General features: G+C 51.5%; 15 protein-coding genes. 6 read left to right on the top strand and 9 right to left on the bottom strand.

The genetic code is table 11. The features are described 5' to 3' along the window. Positions 1-67: 67 nt before the first annotated feature. The 6 genes from B3007_RS01770 to B3007_RS01745 all read left to right on the top strand — a co-directional run bounded on the left by B3007_RS01770 (position 68) and on the right by B3007_RS01745 (position 12,233). Complete coding sequence (locus B3007_RS01770; protein ID WP_414716210.1) at positions 68-2,149, top strand: methyl-accepting chemotaxis protein; 2,082 nt, start codon at positions 68-70, stop codon at positions 2,147-2,149. Between the two features lie 25 nt (positions 2,150-2,174). Next, a complete protein-coding gene (locus B3007_RS01765; RefSeq protein WP_068442950.1) occupies positions 2,175-3,065 on the top strand; it encodes a CheR family methyltransferase in 891 nt (296 codons plus the stop codon). After that, on the top strand, positions 3,062-9,448 hold the full coding sequence (locus B3007_RS01760; protein WP_301376658.1) for an Hpt domain-containing protein: 6,387 nt from the start codon (positions 3,062-3,064) through the stop codon (positions 9,446-9,448). The genes B3007_RS01765 and B3007_RS01760 overlap by 4 nt, the downstream gene beginning before the upstream one ends. A 21-nt stretch (positions 9,449-9,469) precedes the next feature. Continuing rightward, positions 9,470-10,480 carry a chemotaxis protein CheB gene (locus tag B3007_RS01755; RefSeq protein ID WP_301376657.1) on the top strand — a complete coding sequence of 337 codons (1,011 nt, stop codon included), beginning with the start codon at positions 9,470-9,472 and terminating at the stop codon, positions 10,478-10,480. Next, the gene (locus tag B3007_RS01750) at positions 10,449-10,928 is read left to right on the top strand and encodes a chemotaxis protein CheW (RefSeq protein ID WP_076516779.1); all 480 of its coding nucleotides are present in this window, start codon (positions 10,449-10,451) and stop codon (positions 10,926-10,928) included. Before B3007_RS01755 ends, B3007_RS01750 begins: the two co-directional genes overlap by 32 nt. A gap of 180 nt (positions 10,929-11,108) precedes the next feature. Beyond that, positions 11,109-12,233 (top strand): O-antigen ligase family protein, encoded by a 1,125-nt coding sequence (locus B3007_RS01745; protein ID WP_301376656.1) that lies wholly within the window; start codon positions 11,109-11,111, stop codon positions 12,231-12,233. On the opposite strand, the gene B3007_RS01740 is transcribed toward B3007_RS01745, so the two are convergent. The 9 genes from B3007_RS01740 to metK form a co-directional block, all read right to left on the bottom strand. Then, positions 12,192-13,211, bottom strand: coding sequence for a polysialyltransferase family glycosyltransferase (locus B3007_RS01740; protein WP_076516775.1), 1,020 nt, complete (start codon positions 13,209-13,211; stop codon positions 12,192-12,194). The two genes, B3007_RS01745 and B3007_RS01740, sit on opposite strands and share 42 nt — an antisense overlap. 23 nt (positions 13,212-13,234) lie before the next feature. Continuing rightward, the gene (locus tag B3007_RS01735) at positions 13,235-13,765 is read right to left on the bottom strand and encodes a hypothetical protein (RefSeq protein ID WP_139325847.1); all 531 of its coding nucleotides are present in this window, start codon (positions 13,763-13,765) and stop codon (positions 13,235-13,237) included. A 157-nt stretch (positions 13,766-13,922) separates the two neighbouring features. Then, on the bottom strand, positions 13,923-14,597 hold the full coding sequence (locus B3007_RS01730) for a hypothetical protein (RefSeq protein WP_301376655.1): 675 nt from the start codon (positions 14,595-14,597) through the stop codon (positions 13,923-13,925). A gap of 105 nt (positions 14,598-14,702) precedes the next feature. Continuing rightward, complete coding sequence (locus B3007_RS01725; RefSeq protein WP_301391078.1) at positions 14,703-15,560, bottom strand: glycosyltransferase family 2 protein; 858 nt, start codon at positions 15,558-15,560, stop codon at positions 14,703-14,705. 78 nt (positions 15,561-15,638) lie between these two features. Continuing rightward, a complete protein-coding gene (locus B3007_RS01720; protein ID WP_301376653.1) occupies positions 15,639-16,280 on the bottom strand; it encodes a YrbL family protein in 642 nt (213 codons plus the stop codon). Between the two features lie 115 nt (positions 16,281-16,395). Further along, positions 16,396-17,487 carry a polysialyltransferase family glycosyltransferase gene (locus B3007_RS01715; RefSeq protein WP_301376652.1) on the bottom strand — a complete coding sequence of 364 codons (1,092 nt, stop codon included), beginning with the start codon at positions 17,485-17,487 and terminating at the stop codon, positions 16,396-16,398. Between the two features lie 12 nt (positions 17,488-17,499). Then, a complete protein-coding gene (metF, locus tag B3007_RS01710; RefSeq protein WP_301376651.1) occupies positions 17,500-18,324 on the bottom strand; it encodes a methylenetetrahydrofolate reductase [NAD(P)H] in 825 nt (274 codons plus the stop codon). 216 nt (positions 18,325-18,540) lie between these two features. Further along, entirely contained in the window at positions 18,541-19,923 is a 1,383-nt protein-coding gene (ahcY, locus tag B3007_RS01705) for an adenosylhomocysteinase (protein WP_301376650.1), read from the bottom strand. Positions 19,924-19,997: 74 nt separating this feature from the next. Further along, the gene (metK, locus tag B3007_RS01700; protein ID WP_301376649.1) at positions 19,998-21,209 is read right to left on the bottom strand and encodes a methionine adenosyltransferase; all 1,212 of its coding nucleotides are present in this window, start codon (positions 21,207-21,209) and stop codon (positions 19,998-20,000) included. Positions 21,210-21,214: the final 5 nt, after the last annotated feature.

The raw sequence follows: 21,214 nt of genomic DNA, 5'->3' as shown, positions 1-21,214 counted from the left end.
GGAAAATAATAACAATTTACTGGCCCGACGGGTCGGATCAGCATGCAGCGAGTTTGGAGAGGACGGCATGAGTGGAAACACAGTAAATCAGGGGAAAAAGAGTAACTTCAGTGCCATTGTACTGATGTTCGTTTTCCTGATCGGTTTCATTGGTATCACCATTGGGGTCAATATTTTGGCCACAAAGGATGAGCAGTATCTTGAGCACTCGGGCGAGCTGCGGGTTCTGTCTCAGGAGTTGGCGAAGAACGCGGTAGAGGCTGCTGGTGGTAAACCAGATGCATTTACCCAGCTGCGCCAGGCGCGCGATAACTTTGATAAGCGTTGGGGATATCTTGTCGCCGGTGATGATTCGAAGAGTCTGCCCCCTTCAGAAGATGCCTCGCAGTCGGGTGTTCAGGAAACCTGGAACAGTGTTCGTGAAGATGCTGACCAGATTATCCGCTCTGAGCAGATCGTACTTTCGGTTCACGAAGTAGCCGAGCTTCTATCTGAAACCATTCCTCAGTTGCAGGTTGAGTACGATGAGATCGTAGACATCCTGCTTGAAAGCGGCGCACCTGCCGATCAGGTTGCGGTTGCTCAGCGTCAGTCCTGGCTTGCAGAACGTATTGTACGCTCGGTAAACAAAGTACTGGCGGGTGGTGATGATGCCGTTATGGCCGCCGATGCTTTTGGTCGTGACGCCTCGCTGTTTGGTCGGGTACTGAACGGTATGATTCAGGGCAACATCGCCATGAACATTTCTCAGGTAACGAACGAAGAAGCAGTTTATGCACTGGCTGAAGTTGCTGAGCTGTTTGAATTCGTATCTGGTTCGGTGGACGAAATTCTGGAAACCTCTCCTGAACTCTTCCAGGTTCGTGAAGCCTCCGACAATATTTTCCAGAACTCTCGTGTTCTGCTTGAGCAGACATCGGTTCTGACCAATGAAATTCAGAACAATGCCGAAGAGCGGAACATGATTCAGCTTGGTGGTTATGTTCTTGCGTTTATTGCTCTCTTGTTTGCCTATATTTACTTCCGTACCGAGTCAAAGAGTGCTCGTGAGCGTGAGGAAGAAGCCCAGCTGCGGGAGCAGGATACCCGTCAGACTAACGAACAGAACCAGGTTGCGATTCTGCGTCTTCTTGACGAAATTGCTGACCTCGCAGACGGTGACCTGACAGCATCAGCGACGGTAACCGAAGACTTTACCGGTGCAATCGCCGACGCGATTAACTTCGCGATCGACCAGATGCGCGTACTGGTATCCTCGATTAATGATACTGCGGTACAGGTATCGTCGGCGGCTCAGGAAACTCAGGCGACGGCAATGCACCTCGCTGAAGCATCTGAACACCAGGCTCAGGAAATTGCCGGTGCGTCGGCAGCGATCAACGAAATGGCGGTGTCGATTGACCAGGTATCCGCCAACGCCTCTGAATCATCTGCGGTTGCGGAGCGGTCGGTTGCGATCGCGAACAAAGGCTCTGAGGTTGTACAGTCAACCATCAGTGGCATGGATAATATCCGTGAGCAGATTCAGGAAACATCTAAGCGTATTAAACGTCTGGGTGAATCCTCGCAGGAGATTGGTGACATCATCTCCCTGATTACCGACATTGCTGACCAGACCAATATTCTGTCTCTGAACGCGGCGATTCAGGCATCGATGGCGGGTGACGCCGGTCGGGGCTTCGCGGTTGTTGCTGACGAAGTACAGCGTCTGGCAGAACGTTCTGCCGCGGCGACCAAGCAGATTGAAGCGCTGGTTAAAACGATTCAGAACGACACCAACGAAGCAGTTATCTCGATGGAGCAGACGACCACCGAGGTGGTACGTGGTGCTCGTCTGGCACAGGATGCGGGTGTGGCGCTGGAAGAAATTGAAAGCGTATCGAATAACCTGGCAGAACTGATTCAGAACATCTCCAACGCGGCACGTCAGCAGGCGTCGTCTGCGGGTCATATTTCCAATACGATGAACGTCATTCAGGAAATTACGTCGCAGACTTCTGCGGGTACCACCGCGACTGCGAAGTCGATTGGTAATCTGGCGGAAATGGCGAATATGCTGCGTGAATCTGTGGCCGGCTTTAAGCTGCCAGAGACAGTGACTGACGCAGAATTTCATGAAGAAACCGAAGAAGAGCAGAGCACTCTCTGAGGGCTCTGACGCAACGGTCTGATACATGAGCCAGTCAATCCGCAATGGTCTGAGTACGGTCCCTGAACTTGACGATGTGCAGTTTAATCGTTGGCAGGGATTGTTGGAGGAGCGCACGGGGATGTTTCTGCCCCAGCAGCGTCGCTCCTTCTTACAGACCAGCCTGGGTCTGCGCATGCTGGAACTCGGCATCCGCGATTACGGCGAGTACTACGAAAAGATTCAGGACGGCCCTTCCGGCGTGATGGAGTGGTCGACTCTGGTCGACCGACTCACCGTCCAGGAAACACGTTTTTTCCGCGACCCGGATGCGTTGCAGCTGGTTGTCGAGCATATGCGTCGTCAGCGTCCGCGTTTGCAGGCTCGTGAAGAGACCATGGAGTTCTGGAGTGTTGGTTGCTCCTCGGGTGAAGAGGCCTACACCCTGGCCATGCTTGCCGAGGAAAACCTCGCTTCAACCGGCCTTAAGTACTCCATTACCGGTACGGATATCTCCACGATTGTTCTTCGTAAAGCACGTAGCGGCCGTTACCCGTTGCGAGCGCTTGAACGTATTCCGGTTGAGTACCACAACTGGGCCATTGCGCCGCTGTCTTCACAGCAGGTAGAAGTGGCCGCTCAGTTACGCCGTCGTTGCTGCTTCAGTCAGGTAAACATTCTTAATCTGAAGAACTGTCCTCTGCAGTCGCAGCATGTGATTTTCTGTCAGAACGTTCTTATTTATTTCCGTCGTTGGCGTCGGCGGGAAATTCTTGATGCTCTCGCGCAACGTCTTGCGCCGGGGGGCTTACTGGTTATCGGGCTCGGTGAAATGGTGGACTGGGAGCACCCGCTATTAGAATCGGTGCACAGTGGTCAGGTGACCGCGTTTGTCCGCAAACAATCCACATCGACAGGGGAGAGTGCAAGGCGATGAGTCAGGACTACATCGCCCTGGAATGGGTAAAAGGGGAAATTCAGGATACGCTGCAACAGGCTCAGCAGGCACTTGAAGCGTACGTTGAACATCCCGAAGACAGAAGTCGTCTGCGCTTCTGTTTAAGTTACCTGCACCAGGTGCATGGAACATTGCAGATGGTGGAGTTCTACGGAGCTGCGCTGCTGGCTGAAGAGATGGAAGCGGTTGCTCTGGCATTGACTGAGGGCTCCCTGAGTAATGAGCGGGATGGCCTTGAGGTACTGATGCAGGCCATTATTCAGTTGCCGCATTATCTTGAGCACGTGAAGGTCGGGCGTCGTGACCTGCCTGTGGTGCTGTTGCCAATCCTGAATGAACTGCGGTCTACCCGCGGTGAAAACTTCCTGTCTGAAACGTCACTGTTCACGCCTTACGTCGAGCACAACGCCCCGTTGACGGGAGCGCAGAAAAACCTGTTTACCCAACCCAATTTTTCGCCATGGCTGCGCAAAACGCGTCAGATGCTGCAGGCGGCGACTCTCCAGTTGCTGCAGGATCGCGACCCGGACCTGGCGAAACACTACATTAATAAGCTCTTCGCTAAGCTCAATAAGTCCATGGGTGGTACCCCTCAGGGGATTGTCTGGTTGCCTGCTCTGGCATTCAGTGAGTGGTTGCTGAACCAGGACAGCCTGCCAAAAAGCGCCAAGGTTCTGTTACGTCAGCTCGATCAACTTCTGAAAACCGGTCTTGATAAAGGCGTGGCGGCGATTAATCGTCCGCCCGCTGAAGAGCTGCTGAAAAATCTGTTGTTCTATGTTGCCCGCACTGATGCGCGTGGTGAAGCCATTCGTCTGGTGCAGAAGCGTTTCCGGTTGGCTGAAGCTCTGCCTAATGCGGAAGACGCGGAAGATCATGCGATGGGAGCAGGTTCGGATGCGGTATCGGGAGCATTGACTGCTCTGATAGAAGAGATTTCCACGGTCAAAGATGAGCTTGATCAGGTTGTACGTGGTTCTGCCGAACGCGAACCTGCTCTGACATCTATCCGCAGTACTGTCCGTCAGGTTGCCGATACTATGGGGATGCTGGGGTTAGGCATGCCACGCCGGGTAATGCAGGAGCAGGAAAGCGCGATAGTGGCGTTGCTTGAAGCCGAAGCCAGTGACGAGCAGGACAGTAAATTACTGGATGTCGCGGGTGCACTTCTGTACGTCGAAGCGACGTTAAACGGAATGATCCGTGATGGTGACACCACTAAGTCTGTCAGCGACAGCGCGATGTCCGACGCTCAGCGCGCTGTGCTTCGTGAAGCGCGTAATGTCCTGGAGCAGGTAAAAGACGGCGTCGTTTCTTACATAGCGCATCAGTGGTCAACCGAGAAATTGCAGGAAGTCCCGGCACTTCTGCACTCGATTGAAGGCTCATTAAATATGATTCCAATGCCGCGCGTCGCGGTATTGTTATCGAATCTCTCAACATTCGTCCAGCAGGCGCTGCTGGCCGACCGCCCAGCGCCGGAATGGGGCGTTATGGATATGGTCGCGGAAGTTCTCAGTGGTGTTGAATACTATCTTGAACGTTACTCTGACGAGTCAACGTCTACTGATATCGCGATTATTGAGCGCGCGGAAAATACGCTGAGCACGTTGATGCAGCGCTGCGGTATTGAATCTGCGGCGTCTGAAAATCTCTCTGATGTTGAGTTACCCGAAGGATTTGCGGATGAAGCCGTCGATGTTACCAGCTTCTCTGAAGCGCTCGGTCTCGACGATGAACTGATAGAAAGTAATCAGGATCTGATCTCCAATGTTGCCGAATCAGACGTGTCCGAATCCGATGAACTGCCAATTATTGAGCTCGAAGAGGATCTGGACGAAGAACAGCCGGCAGAGACTCTAAGCGAACCTGCAGATAACGCATTAAAAGACGCTGACGATGACTTCATTGATGATGAAATCATTGAAGTCTTCCTCGAGGAAGCAGAAGAAGTTACCGAGACTCTGGGCGAGTTCTGGCCTGCTTACCGTAAGAATCAGGATGACAGTGAAGCGCTGACCACCGTAAGACGTTCTTTCCATACTCTGAAAGGCAGTGGCCGCATGGTGAAAGCGGATGATGTCAGCGAACTGGCATGGTCCGTAGAAAATATGTTCAACCGCGTGCTCGATGAGACGATTTCTGTCAATGATGACATGATTGCGTTCGTCGATCGTGTGATTGAACAACTTCCCGGCCTCATTGAAGATTTCCGTGCTAAGCGTGCTGCTTCAATCGATGTTCAGCCATACATGGACTATGCCTTCGCCACGGCTGAGGGCAACCAGCCGGCGACTCTGCCGGGCTCATCTGCTGAGGACGATTCAGCAGATCCTGTGGAAGAAGCTGAATCAGACGTCGAAGCGGATACGCGTATCGTTGAGGATGGTACCGCTGAGAGTAATGACGTTGAGAGTAGTGCAGACGATGCTATCGGCGTGGTGGAAGAGCTGGCCAGCCCGGAAGCGACGCAGGATACCGATGCTCAACAAGAGGCAGAAGATCGTGCCGCACTGCTGGAAATCTTTATTGCCGAAGCTGAAGCACACCTCGCGGTTGTCGATGAGTTTGTTACCGAGTCGAATGAAACGGCGTGTGGTAACCAGATCAGCGATGCTTTGCAGCGAGCCCTGCATACTCTTAAGGGCAGTGCGCACATGGCAGAGCTGGCACCGCTTGCCGATGTCGCTTCTGTTATTGAAAAATTAACCAAAGAGCTTCGTGCTTTCCGTTTACCGAATACTCCAGAACTGGCGTCGTTGCTGAACGATGCTTCTGTGGCTCTGCGTTCTTATCTGACTGTCGATCAGCTTATGTTGCTCGAAGATATGCCAGAAGCACCCGCTTTAATCGAGCGCGCGGCTGCTATTGAAACTGAGCAGCTTCAGCCTATGTATCAGGGCGAATCGGCAGCGGGCATATCGACCGAAGCAATCAGTCACTTCCTGGCTTCTGGCATGGATTCGCTGATTGAGGCCGATGAGCTTCTGCAGACGTGGCAGGAAGAAGATAGCTCTGAGGTGCTCGACACTATTTCGGCAGATCTGTCATCAGCAGCACAGGCCGCAGAAGACGCAGGCATCCCAGCAGTGAAAGAAATGGCGCTGGCACTGCATCATTTTTATCAGGGCGCACGCAACGCGGCGGCACATCCTGAGCCAGAGTTAGTCGCTTTTATCAGCGATGCGCATGAAGAGCTGCTCAATATGATGGACTGCCTGGCGGCAGGTCAGGATCTTCCTGACGTGTCGGACACCGTTCGTCGCGTTCGTGATTGGCAGTTCCCTGAATCGCAGTTGCCTGATGAGCAAGCAGAAGAACAGCTAGATGAGCAGACAGAAGAACAGCCAGATGAATCCGCCGGGTCTCATGCTGGTGAGTCTTCCGTTGTGGAGGGGATGCTTTCTCTTAACGATGAAGAAACACCCCCGGTTCCTGAGGTTGATGAGTCCTCCCTGAGTGAGCTAGAGCAGGCCGATATCGAAGAGCAGGAAGATGACCTGATTCTGGATATCTTCCTTGAGGAAGCTGAGGAAATCACCGAAGCCATTGAGTCCATCGTACAGAAGTGGGAAAAGACCCCAGAAGACCTTCTGCCGGTTTCTGAACTTCAGCGTGAGCTGCACACCCTCAAGGGTGGTGCACGTATGGCCGAGTTGCCAGAAGTTGCTGATTTATGCCACGAGCTGGAAACACTCTATGAGCGCCTGAATGATGGGGTGATTGATCTTTCCGAAGATACATTACCGCTGGCACAAAGTGCTCACGATTTACTGTTTACACAGCTGCAATCTGTGAGGGAAGGCAAGGGCCCAGAAAATCCCGAGCGCATGATTGAGGCTCTCAAAGTGGCATCGCAGCGCAGTGGTGCTGAGTCGAGGCCTGTTCAGGATACTGCGGAAGCGGACTCGCGTGCCTATATGGTGCAGTCTGAAACCGCGGATGAGAGCGACCGTGAAATTGTCGGCATCTTCCTTGAAGAAGCTGGTGAGTTGATGGAAGCGTTGGATGAAGGCGTTGAAGCATGGCGTGCGGAGCCTTCGTCAACTCAGGGCGCAGACGAACTTCTGCGTGTGTTACACACTTTGAAAGGTGGCGCTCGCCTCGCTGGGTTATCAGTCATCGGTGACACAGCCCATAACTTCGAATCAGATATCCAGAAGGCGTTGTCGCGCAAAGCCCGCTTTGACGACACCTTCTTCATGCACCTCAATGAACGGCAGGAAAACCTGCAGTCAAAGATTGATGATGTAGCCAGCCTGCTCGACAGTGATGGCGTGCTCGTGCTCGGAGAAAAAGAGCTGGTGGTCGATGCTCCAGTGTCTGCTCAAGACGTTGTTGCAGATACCGGCGGACAGGCGGATGCCCCTGTTTCCCTGAGCGATGATCTGTCCGACGAATCACAGGCCGACACTGAAGGCGACGAGGGATCATTAGCCGTTGTACCTCTGTCCGGTAAAGAGGTTGAGATGGCGCCGGAACGCCCGGCTCCGGCGATGGCACAACAGCGAAAAGCACCTACTGAGCTGGTGAAAGTTTCAGCTGATCTGCTCGACAGCCTCGTCAACCTGGCCGGTGAGACAGCGATTGGTCGGGGGCGTCTGGAAGAGCAGGTCAGCGACTTCGCGGGGACTCTCTCAGAAATGGATCAGACGCTGGACCGGATGCGCGACCAGCTGAGACGTCTGGATATTGAAACTGAAGCTCAGGTGCTGTTCCGCCAGGAGCGTCATGGACCAGATTACGAAGACTTTGATCCTCTGGAAATGGACCGCTATTCGGCGATGCAGCAGCTTTCGCGAGCATTGATGGAATCTGCGTCCGACCTTATCGATCTGAAAGAAACCCTCTCGGGCAAAACCCGTGACGCTGAGACACTTCTGCTGCAACAAAGCCGGGTGAATACGGAGCTGCAGGAAGGCCTGATGAAGACCCGTATGGTTCCTTTCCAGCGTATGGTGCCACGCCTGCGTCGTATTGTTCGCCAGGTCAGCCTTGAACTGAATAAGCAGGTCGAGCTGCGGGTTAACAACGCCGATGGTGAAATGGACCGTACCATTCTCGAACGTATGATTTCTCCTCTTGAGCATATGGTCCGCAATGCCGTCGACCACGGTATCGAGAGTGGAGAGCAACGCCGTGCAGCCGGTAAACCCGAGAAAGGCAGCATTGAGCTGGATATCCGTCGTGACGGTGGTGATGTTGTTCTTACCCTGCGCGACGACGGTCAGGGCATTAACCTTGATGCGGTTCTGAAGAAAGCCCGTGAACGCGGCATGGTGCCAGACGGTGTTGAGCCGACTGAGCACGATATTATGCAGTTTATTCTGCAACCTGGTTTCTCTACGGCAGAGGTCATTACACAGATCTCTGGTCGTGGTGTCGGTATGGATGTCGTCAGCAGCGAAATTAAGCAGATGGGCGGCAGTGTTGAAATTCGTTCTGAAGCTGGGACAGGCAGTGAATTTGAAGTTCGTCTGCCGTTCACTGTGTCGGTCAACCGGGCACTGATGGTTCGCATCGGTGAAGACTTGTATGCCGTTCCTCTGAATAACATTCAGGGGATCGTTCGTGCTTCCGTTGCCGAGCTACAGAACCTCTATGATCTGCCTGAAGGCGAGCGCTTCTTTAATTACGCCGGTCGCGACTACCAGCTGGGGTATCTGGGAGCGATGCTCGATGAGCACTCTCATCCGAAGATCTCGGGTCAGCACATGCCGCTGCCTTTGCTTCTGGTTCGCGGTCAGGTTCCTTTTGCTTTGCAGGCTGATGCACTGCTGGGCTCGCGAGAGATCGTGGTGAAGAGCCTTGGTCCTCAGTTTGCTGGAGTACGTGATATTTCAGGTGGCACGATTCTGGGGGATGGTAGTGTTGTTATCATTCTCGATCTGCCAGCCATGATCCGTACCTATACCAGCCTTGAGTATCAGCAGGCTAAAGCGCTTGATAATAAAGCGGCTGAAGCGCGTCACGAGCAAGAGCGTCGTCTGCCTAAGGTGCTGGTTGTCGATGACTCGGTGACGGTACGTAAGGTAACGACACGTCTGCTCGAACGCCACGGCATGGAAGTATTGACCGCGAAAGACGGTATGCATGCTATGGAAGTCCTGCAGGATGTGAAACCCGATGTCATGTTGCTCGATATCGAGATGCCTCGTATGGATGGTTTTGAGGTAGCGTCACTGGTTCGTCATGATGAGCGCCTGAAAGATCTTCCGATCATCATGATTACTTCGCGTACCGGTGATAAACACCGTGAGCGAGCGAGAAGCATTGGTGTGAATGAATATATGGGTAAACCCTTCCAGGAAGAAGCGCTGCTGGAAAACATCAATGCCTTCCTGGGGCACGAGGTTTACTGAGTGGGCAGCCCAAGAGTCGCTGTGATTAACAGCGACCTTTTGCAGCAACGCATATTGGCGGAGTCACTGGAGCGGCTTGGGTTTGAGGTCGTACTGAATATCCCGGCCGCAAGAATGACCCTGGCGTTGATCAGGGAGACTCAGGCAGATGCCTGGTTAGTCACTGTTCGCGATGACGATGAAGTCTGCGGGGAAAGCTTTGATTCCTTACTGGACGGAGACGCGCCTGTTCTCGTCGGTATGGATGACGCACCGGATAACAATTGCACCAGCTTCTTACGTTGGGAAAAGAAGCTGCTTACTAAGCTACGGGACCTGACGGACACTCCGGCGCCTGCGGCTGAAGTCAGCCAGGTGCCATGGGCGCAGAAACAACACAGAGAGATTCTGCTTCCAGCAGTATTTGCGGATGACACACGCAAGCTCCCCTTGCATATATTTGTTCTGGGCGCCTCTTTGGGTGGGCCAGAGGCCGTAAAAGAGTTTCTCGACGTGCTGCCCGAAGGTTTGCCGGTCGCGTTTGTTTACGCCCAGCATATTGATGAAAGGTTCGAGCAGGCACTGTGTCAGGCGGTTGGGCGTCATTCGCTGTACCAGCTTAAGAATGTCGAAAATGCTGCGATTCTGGCCGCGGGTGAAGTGCTGATTGCACCGGTATCAACGACCTTCGACCTTGTCGGTCTGGACCGTATCAGTCTTGGGACCAGCCCCTGGGATGGCCCTTATGGACCGTCCATTGATGGTGTCATTGACGTAGTGTTTAATCACGCTCGACAACGCTTCGGCTGTATTCTGTTCAGCGGTATGGGGAGTGACGGCGCAGAGAGTATTTCAGCACTGCCGGAAGGCACCGATGTATGGGTTCAGGCCCCTGAAGGCTGTGGTAATGCCTCTATGCCCGAAAGTGCGATACACACTGGAAAAGTAACCTTCGTAGGCGATTCGTATCAGCTGGCGCTGAAGCTGGTTGAACACTTGAAAGATAAATGGATAGAGAATTATGAGCGAAAACCAGATCACCAGTGCGGATAACAAGCCTGAACAGGTGGACTGCCTGCTGGTTCCGTTAAAGGATCGCAATCTTATCCTGCCGAACGTAACGGTGGCGGAGGTTATCCCGTTTTCGCACCTGCTGACAACGAATGCCAGCACAGACTGGATTCTCGGTCGTCTGGACTGGCGTGGGACCTTGGTTCCGGCTCTGTGTTACGAACTGATGAGTGGCCAGGCTGCACCGGCACCGAATCCGGATGCACGTTTTATTATCGTCAACGGGGTAAATGCGAACCCTCAGATGCCTTTCTACGCCATTCTGGTGCAGGGTATCCCCCGCTTAATGCACGTTGGCGAAAACGATCTACAGGAAGTCGAAGCCATGGGTATGGGGCAGTTTGATAAGGTTGCCGTGACCTTCGAGGGAGTTACCGCCATGATTCCGGATCTGGACAGTGTCGAGCTTCAGGTTCAGGCGACTCTGTGATATTTAGATTGATCACGTATTAGCTACCTTAGAGATATCGTTCTGTTTCCTAATTTTCCATCTGCCTCAAAGGCTCTGCTGGCTGGTGTCACGCAGGCTCGGTTCTGGCTGTTCGTTCTTCTCGGGGTCTGTGTTGCCGCTCAGCCATGGCACCGTGGAACGGGGGTTCTGGCTTTTCAGTTGGCAATTCTGCTCAGTTGTGTTGTCGCGTTCAGAGATGCGGACTTTCTTAAACACCTCTATCGATATCGTTGGCTGGCTGGGAGCCTGGGCTCGGTCGCTCTTGTCTCTGTGTTTTCCTGGGTGTTTAGGGAATATGAGGACGCGCCTTTTCGCTCTGTGAAGCCTTACCTTACTTTAATTGCGATTATTCCGCTGATACTTGCTATGCGGACGTTGAATTTCAGGCGTAGTGAAATTTCGCTCATTGCAATTTTTGCCGGATTATCCTTAGGAGCATATGCCCTTAGTGAGGTATGCGCAGGAACTCGTGGTCGCTGGGATGCTACGGAGAATGCGGTTGAATTCGGGAATTATGCAGCGCTTATTGGTGGTCTATTGCTCATCCTCGGCACGCAACTCCATACAGTAAGGTGGAAATGGCTAATTATAGGATTGTCCTTAGCAGGATCGGTGGCAGCCCTCTATGTCTCCTACAAGAGCGGTACACGAAGCAGTGTGGGCGTAGTTCTTTTAGCCACTCTCTGTGTCTTTGGTTATATACTTTTTTCATTAAAAAACTGGGGCGTTCTTGTACTTCTCGGCGTGTGTTTTGTCTGTGCAGCTTTTACGATCTCCGAAACCGGGCGCTTCAGAGCTCTTGAAACTGAACTATCCAAGGCATTCGCAGGAGGCTATTCTTCGGGCTCTCTGGGGCAACGTCTTGAACTATGGCGGTTGAGCGGGTGTATCGCGAGTGAGTTCCCGGTTCTGGGAGTGGGTACTGGTTCATTTAAATATGCGCAGCTGGATCATTGGCCAAAGACCTGCGGTGTTGGGATTCGAGCATCAAAAGGTTATTTCAGTCAGGCTCACAGCGTTTACTTTCAAGCTTTGGCTACTATGGGATACCTGGGACTAGTAAGTCTCATGGCACTTTTTGCGATGCTAATAAGTGCCGCACTACTCAATATCCGTTCGGGCGGGCTTTTCTTAGCTTTCGTGGTCAGCTCTTTTATGGTTGCTGGAATAACTGTAGATCTGTTTTTTAAAGACTTTATGGTCGCACGGTTTGTACTTTTGACTAGTCTGTGCTTGGTCTGGTTACAGCACAACGATACCGGCGGACTCAAAGGTGTAACGTAAGGCATTCCCCTTATCTGTACGATTCTGATAGAGCGTATCCATGCCTACTGAAATGACTACGCTGTCTGACAGCAGCATTTTTGCGTTAATTAATGCGGTCGAGGTACAGCCCAGAACGTATGAATAGTGAGTTTTGCTGTATAACTCTTCTGCACAGAAAATATCTTCCTCAATAACTTTGTAGCCGTTGTTGAATTCCTGATTGCTTGATCTCGGGTGGCCAAGGTAATGAACCTGGTCAACGTTCAGTCGTTCGACCTCAAGCTTGAGGCGGTTGCTGATTGTAGTCACTTCGTGGGCTGTTGCCAGATTGAGGTCAAGAAGACGTTGTCCGATAACCAGGGCTTTCTTTTTCTTTTTAGGCTCAGCTCTGCGTTCAATGGCAATATCGATATGCCTGAGCTTATCTTCCGGGTAATTCGTTTTAATGCCAGAAAAAGAATACAAGACATCAAACAGAGGATCGTCAATTCCAATGCGGCAGCCTGAAAAGTAATGATACTTGAGATCCGGGAACGGTAAATATTTCAGATATCGTAATCTGGTTCTCAGCGATACTTTTGAGGTTTCGTCGGTTGATTCAACAATGGTGTTGAGAATGCCGTCCGGAACCATTCTGAGTCTGAGTGGCACTTGACTGAAATTGCGCTGAAGAGCATGTATCACCAGATTCTGATGAATCTGATCGATCCGGGGGGTATGGAGCAGTATTCGTGAGAAAGGTTTTGCTGAACGTAGTTTGTTGACTACGGAACTCAGGCACCGTTTAAGCTTTATGATCTTTTGCAACGTACCCGACCAGTCTCGGTCGAGGTAGGTATGGTCTACACCGCGTGCTGTGAGCTTCTGAGATAGAGATTCAGAGTAAGAGAAAACGATCACCTGTTCCGGTGACGTTATTTTTATAATTTCCAGGCTCGCGAGATACTGGAGTTCCGTCTCTATGACAAATAAAGCGATGTCGCCGTGTGTCTTCATTGATTTTGCTGTTGCCCGGTTGCTTACTTATTAATGCTTTGACAATAAAGATCAAGCTCAGTCCCTTTCAGGCTTGAAGATTCTAAGCTGTTGAGCAGGTTCCTGATAGCCTTGCGGTGTTTCTTTTCAAACACCTTACGGCGCTTGTAGCGCTTTGCCCCTGTATCAATAAACTTCAGTTCCATGGTTTCTGGATGACAAAAAATATTATCAAGGTGGAGGTCTGAATAAAGAACGGAATGCTGTTTTAACGTTTGCAGTGTGATTCTAATCTGATCGGTCAGAAGCGAGACCTGCTGGTCGTTCAGATCCTTCTGTATATCAGAGAGAGAGAGTAAACCTGATTCCGTCAGATTTTCCATCAGGTAATAGCCGATATACAAGGCGTTGCGTGGGATTGGAAAAGAAATGCCCATCTCATACACTTCCGGAGCACCAATCCCAATAGACCGTAGAAGCTGGGCACCCGTGTACTCAGTATGGGTTCTACTTCGCTTCCAGAAAACCTTAACATGTTCATGCCAGGTCCGCGCTTTCACCAGTTTCAGAACCATTGATGTCCCTGAGAGCATGCCTACTGTCGATACATGATGGTCGAGCAGGATTTCACCCAGAGTAAGTTCGCGGCCCTGTCCTGCATTGCCAGAGGTTCGTAAAAAGTGCTGTATAAGTGTCTTACTGTTGTCTCTGCGTATTCTGGTCAGCACGTTACTATTTCCAGTATTCTCTGATCCAGGGCGCTTCCTTCCATACCCCCCATGGACCGTTCATAACATCAACAGGATCGGGTTTTCCATGGAAGATGACGATTTTTGCGCCTTGCGGTAGTTGTGCATATCCTTTGGTTGTCGGAAACATGTCGAGTTTAAGAAGTATGCGGCCGATAGCTCCCCATGTGCGCTTAGCCCGTGCATTACATTGCTTCTTGAAGGAGACCACCCATTCGCGGGGCCATTCATTCATGTGCTGTGGAATGGCCTCTGCAATCCAGTCCTGGTCGCCGTGAAGTCGCTCAATAATACTTTCTTTGTTCTCCCAGAAGCGTTCCCAGACTTCTGTCTGGCTACCTATTTCCAGGCGGAATACAGAGCTGTTGAAACCTTTTTTCAGGTCTTTGATGATACGGAATGTGCCGGGTGCATAAGTGAAAAGCTCATCAATGTTTGCGGTGATCACAACATCCAGATCGAGGAAAATAGTGGTGCCTGAGATATCGAAGAGTTCGGATTTAAACAGCATCAGCTTATACCACCATCCCTTGATACCAAGATCAGGTAACATGCGGAAGTTTATTCCTTCATCGAGACCCTCGGGGTTGTCTGTGATGCAGTAGAAATTTATCGGCACTGTGGTATTACGGCGAACCATATTATGCAGACGATTCACGAATTCAGCGGGGTACTTAGAGCCCCATTTTAAGCAGACGACGTTATACATGGATCGCTATTTTAAAACTCTGACCGGTATAGAACCGGGGTGATATTTATGTAATCAGCTGGCGTTCAGCGCTTGCGTGATTACCTTAGTAGGGTGTGGATCTTCACAAATGATACCGAGGTCAAGCAGCGTGCTTTTTCTCTCTTTTGGGACTGTTAAACGGTCAATTTCCTGTTCCAGTTGTCCTGAATCATGGAGCTTAACCCAGCGTCTGTAATGGTTCCCCATTTTCGATACGCCTTTTTTCAGTAATGCCGAGCGATTTTCAATGTTTGCTACAAAAGACTCCCGGGACCTGATCGGATAGTGATAGACCGTAATTCTTTCTGACTGTTTCTGATTTAACCAGCCCCAGGCGTGCCAGGCTCTATGGTTTCCACCTTTGATTCTCAGCATGCCGGGGCTACGGACAATGACTTTACCGTGGATTTTTCCGAGCATAATAGATCGCTCGACCTCTTCCACTTCACCACCTTTCCGGTAGTTTATCGGCGAAGAGACACATAGGTTCTGTGTGAAAAAATCTGCTCCACGATCAAATGCTTCACGTTCGAAAAGTATATTTTTGCGCTGGCAGTGAATGATCGACCCTGTTTGTGTCAGCTCATCTTTCAGGTTACACCCTGGTGATGGTATCCAGAACTCATCTGCATCGTTCGCGATTGTCCAGTCAGCACCAAAATCCTTTCGCGCCATCTTCGCCATCTCGGTTTTCCAGTTACTTTGCTGGTAGTCCAGAGTAGGGCGCTCAATCACTGTAATTGGCAGGGTATTGGCGAGTGCACGAACGATTTCCAGGGTGCCATCTGTCGATCCGTTATCCATAACAACGAAACTATCCACACCTAAGGCGGCGTGGACCCGGATGTTTTCAGCAATAATGTCTGCTTCATTTTTAATGAGCAGATTCATCGACAAATGCATAGAAATGACCGTTCGCGTAAAGCGCACAATCATATCTCAGAGATTAATTTATGTACACGTCATCAACTACGCTGCATCTGGGACAGCAATGCATGCATTGTTACCGGCTTTCTCAATAGCCCCGTTCGACAGTGCCGCGAACTTTTTTTCGAGTGACTTCCAGGACTTGTTAATAAAGTATCGTGATAGCGCTGGAATCCGGATGTTAAGAGGGTTCACTCCCGGATTGCTGACTCCATCAACGATAACTAAACGCGGATGACCATTCTGGACCTGGCACATGATGTTGTTAGGGCTGAGATCCCGAACGCAGATCTGTTGTTCCAGGAGGTATTCACGCAGCTCATCCATGAGGGCTCTGATCGTATTTTCGGGAAACTCTTTATTTCGCACAGCGTTTGACAGGGTCGATGATACTTCTCCGTCATCGTTCAACATCAGTTCGCAAGCCGCACCTTCCCCGCGGCTCGTCTTGACAGTCCCCATGTAGTGCGCCAACTTCGACGTGTCTACGCCTTGCTTCATCAGATAAGCAAAGTACGCTCTCTCACGACGTGTTTGCTTCTGTGGTTTGCGTGACACTTTGATGCACTGGTTATTGATGAGTGGGTGGCGATAGCAATCCCGGTCTCGCCCCTGGCCTATCAACTCTGCTTCTGACAGATCGATAATATCCATAGAGGTACCCTTAATCTTTGCGGTTGTCATGCTATTGTCATTGTTTTATGTATTAGGTTCCAGTTTTTATAGGCCAATTGACTATTCCCTCAGCGGCACAATAGAGAGCTAATAGGCCAATTCACGAGCTTGGTCGCAATATGTATCAGGCTTCGAGCGTTGTTCCCTGAGATACTTCATTGGCAGCAACGCTGGTAACGCCAATCCGAGAAAAAAAATGCTCAAACTCGCTGGCGAGAGGTGCCTCTGGGTTTTTAATCGATATGATTTGCGCGTCGGGCCTGAGCCAGCGGCCGTTGATCAGTGTCGAAGAAAGATCTCCGATGATCGTTGCTTCAGGGGGAAGTAGGGGCAAAATCGCTTCAAACGGTATTCGATGGGGAATGACGTAGGCGCCAGTCCGGTTTTCAGCCTGCAGTATATCTGGGTTGGTGTTGCGAGGATGGTACTTGACGCCAACTATTCTGCCATCGCTGATTATCTCTGCCATCACAGAATCCATTGCATCCTTATAGCCATCTAACTTAGTGATAATTGACTCATGAGGGAGCGTAAGTACTGCACCGAGATCTTTCAATGTTTGTGGATCAGCGCCGAAGTGCTTGACCAGAAGTGAGCAGAAGTCCCGTACTGTAGGGTTATCGGTGTGGGCAGGTTGAAGAGGATGGAGTTTCTTTTGTGCCAGTAACGGGTGAACCAGATCAGGGAAAGCTGCATAGACGTCTGAAATCCATTGGGATGCACCAATGGTCGGAGGATTCTTCCACCAGAAGCCGTACGTCAGTTTTTTCAGCCAGTTATCAACAATACGATCTGAAAAGCTGGCTGAAGCCTCGCGTCCTACATACGTGAACGTGCCTTCATCCATATAGATGCCTTGCACGTCACTGCGCTTGGACTTCGCGCAATGCATTGCGTACTGAAACTCGATACGTCGATCATTCCCGGTGAAGAGTTGTCCTGGTTCGTTCCGCGTTACCCATTGCTCAAATTCCGCAAATACGCGTTTACGGTTTTCCAGTTTCGCCTTGGTGCCTTTGATATGACCCTGACTGATGCGCAATTCACTGAACGGCGAGTTATGCCAGCTCTTAATGAGATCGAAGTAAGGGTTGTTTTCTACGATAGGTTGATCAATCAACCACAGGCATGCAGGGGTGCTGGGCGTCTTACTGGCGATCGCCACCGAATTCAGAATATGTAAGGGTGTCGATGCCAGAAAGAGTTGCTGAGACATAGGTGTGTCCGATTAAACCAGATTACGCCACACACGCAGGCTGGCTTCAGACTGATTGAGGGTATAGAAGTGAATACCTGGTGCGCCGCCTTCTAACAGGCGATGGCACATTTCCGTTACCACCTCTTCACCAAATTGCTGAATAGACTCGTTGTTATCGCCGTAGGCTTCCAGTTGCTTGCGGATCCAGCGTGGAATCTCGGCGCCACAAGCGTCCGAGAAACGTGCCAGCTTGCTGTAGTTGGTGATTGGCATGATGCCCGGAATGATCGGGATATCGACGCCCATGTCACGTACACGATCAACGAAGTTGAAGTAGCTGTCGGCGTTGAAGAAGTACTGAGTGATTGCGCTGTCTGCACCAGCCTTCACTTTGTTGACGAAGTGTTCGAGGTCTTTTTCGAAGCTGGTCGCCTGAGGGTGCATCTCTGGGTAAGCCGCGACCTCAAGAGTGAAGTGATCGCCGGTTTCTTCGCGGATGAACTCGACCAGTTCGTTGGCATAGCGCAGCTCGCTGCTGGCGAGGCCGGCGCCGCTTGGCAGGTCGCCGCGCAGGGTAACAATGCGGTCGATGCCGAGGTCCTTGTATTCATTCAGCAGTGAGCGCAGATCGTCCTTACTGTCACCCACGCACGACAGGTGAGGGGCTGCAGCGATACCGCGTTCCTGAATGGCTTTGACGATGGCGTAGGTGCGGTCGCGGGTAGAGCCACCGGCACCGTAGGTCACCGAGAAAAACTCTGGATTAAAGGCAGCGAGTTCGTCGCGCACTTTCAGGAGTTTTTCTGTCCCTTCCTCGGTTTTGGTCGGGAAAAATTCAAAACTTAAGGTCGTCATCTTAACTTCTCTTGATCCGGTAGAGGCGCTGTTCGCCGCTACCTATTATCTTGTTATTGGCTATTTACTTCGCACTTATCATAGCCTCAGGAGCGTTAGCGAAGAAGCCAGATCGAGGCGGATTTGCTTCGGAACGCGCAGTGTATAAATCATACATGAGCATTTCCGGAGCAAATCCAACAAAGAGCTGGCGATGCAGCTAGCTCCGCTCAAACATTAATATTTATAGGCTTCTGGCTTATACGGGCCATCCACATCAACATTAATGTAGCTCGCTTGATCACCCGTCAGTTTAGTGATCACGCCACCGAAGCCTTCCACCATGTCTTTGGCCACTTCTTCATCCAGCTTTTTCGGCAGAACTTTCACATAGATGCTTTCTTTCTTCTCAGCTTCCATCATATCGGCGAATTTGCGCTCATACAGATAGATCTGCGCCAGTACCTGGTTGGCGAACGAGCCGTCCATGATACGTGATGGGTGACCGGTGGCGTTACCCAGGTTCACCAGACGGCCTTCAGACAGCAAGATCAGATGATCGTCTGCGGCTTCGTCACGGTACACCTTGTGTACCTGTGGCTTCACTTCTTCCCACTTCCAGTTCTCACGCATGTAAGCGGTGTCGATCTCGTTGTCGAAGTGGCCGATGTTACAGACAACGGCGCCGCTCTTCAGCTTCTGAAGCATGTTTTTGTCGCAAACGTTCACGTTACCCGTGGTCGTTACGATCAGGTCGGTTTTGCCCAGCAGGTCCGCGTCGACGCATTCCAGCGTACCGTTGTTTTCGCCGTTGATGTACGGAGAAACGACTTCGAAGCCGTCCATGCACGCTTGCATAGCACAGATAGGGTCGATCTCAGTCACTTTAACGATCATGCCTTCCTGACGCAGAGACGCGGCAGAACCTTTACCCACGTCACCGTAACCGATCACCAGTGCTTTCTTACCAGACAGCAGATGGTCGGTACCGCGCTTGATGGCATCGTTCAGAGAGTGACGACAGCCGTACTTGTTGTCGTTCTTCGCTTTGGTGACCGAGTCGTTCACGTTGATTGCAGGTACTTTTAGTTCGCCTTTTTCCAACATTTCCAGCAGACGGTGAACACCGGTCGTGGTCTCTTCAGAGATGCCGTGGATGTCATTCAGCAGTGCTGGGAAGTCGTTGTGAACCATCTCAGTCAGGTCACCACCGTCGTCCAGGATCATGTTGGCATCCCATACTTTGTCGCCGTCTTTCTCGGCAAGAATGGTCTGCTTGATGCACCACAGGAATTCTTCTTCGGTTTCACCTTTCCAGGCGAAGACTGGAATACCCGCCGCCGCGATGGCAGCAGCCGCGTGATCCTGAGTCGAGAAAATGTTGCACGAAGACCAGCGGACGTCAGCACCCAGATCCACCAGAGTCTCAATCAGAACCGCGGTCTGAATGGTCATGTGAATACAGCCCATGATCTTAGCACCGGCTAATGGCTGTGATTCTTTGTACTTACGGCGCAGCGCCATCAGGGCTGGCATTTCGCCTTCGGCGATTTTAATTTCTTTGCGGCCCCAATCGGCGAGGCTCATGTCTGCAACTTTGTAATCAGTAAACTGGGTCATGTTTTTGCCCTTTTGCTGTTACGGTCGCCGGGGAATACCAGCGACCAGAAAATAAATGAAATTAAGCGCTGTAATCAGACGCCGGCGGCGGTTTTCAGTGCATCGACCTTGTCAGTGCGCTCCCAGGTGAACGCAGTGAAGGTTTTGCTCTTCTTCTCGCCGTTTTCGGTGTACTCGTAGGTCATCTCGTAAGGCTCGCGACCAAAGTGGCCGTAAGCGGCAGTGGCCTGATACATAGGATTCAGCAGTTCCAGCTGGTTCTGGATCGCGTATGGACGCAGATCGAACACTTCGCGGATCACGCGTGCCAGTTCGATGTCGCTGATCTTGCCAGTACCGAAGGTATTCGCTGAAATAGACGTTGGCTCTGCCACGCCAATGGCGTACGACACCTGAATTTCACAACGGTCAGCCAGACCTGCAGCCACGATGTTTTTGGCAACATAACGGCCCATATAAGCCGCAGAACGGTCAACTTTCGAAGGATCTTTGCCAGAAAAGGCACCGCCACCGTGGCGTGCCATGCCGCCGTAGGTATCTACGATGATCTTACGGCCAGTCAGACCAGCATCACCCACCGGGCCACCAATCACGAAGTTACCGGTAGGGTTGATGTGGTACAGCGTACCTTCGTGTAGCCATTCCGCAGGCAGTACAGGCTTAATGATGTGCTCAAGAACTTGCTCGCGCAGATCTTCAAGGCTGATGCTTGGATCGTGCTGGGTCGACAGAACCACCGCATCAACTTTCGGCGAGTCGCCTTCCCAGTTGATAGTGACCTGAGATTTCGCATCCGGGCGCAGCCAAGGCAGAGTGCCATTACGACGCAGTTCAGACTGACGTTGTACCAGCAGGTGCGCGTAGTACACAGGCGCTGGCATCAGGTTAGGGGTTTCATTGGTTGCGTAACCGAACATCAGGCCCTGGTCGCCCGCGCCCTGATCTTCTGGTTTGGCGCGGTCAACACCCATGTTGATGTCGACAGACTGCTTACCAATGCCGTTCAGCACGGCACAGGTCGCGCCGTCGAAGCCTACATCAGAGCTGTTGTAGCCAATGCCTGTGATCACGTCGCGAACGATGTCTTCAAGGTCGACGTAGCATGAAGTTGTCAGCTCGCCAGCAACCACTGCCATACCGGTTTTAACCAGTGTCTCTACTGCAACACGCGCGTAGGGATCGCGGGCAATGATGGCGTCCAGAACCGCATCAGAAATCTGGTCGGCAACTTTGTCCGGGTGGCCTTCAGAGACGGACTCTGATGTAAAAATTGAATATTCGCTCATCTGCG

The organism is Thalassolituus sp. UBA675 (assembly GCF_002297765.1).
Lineage (GTDB): Bacteria > Pseudomonadota > Gammaproteobacteria > Pseudomonadales > Oceanobacteraceae > Thalassolituus.
Note: the sequence above shows the minus strand (reverse complement) of the source record. Positions and strands in the feature narration are given on the sequence as shown.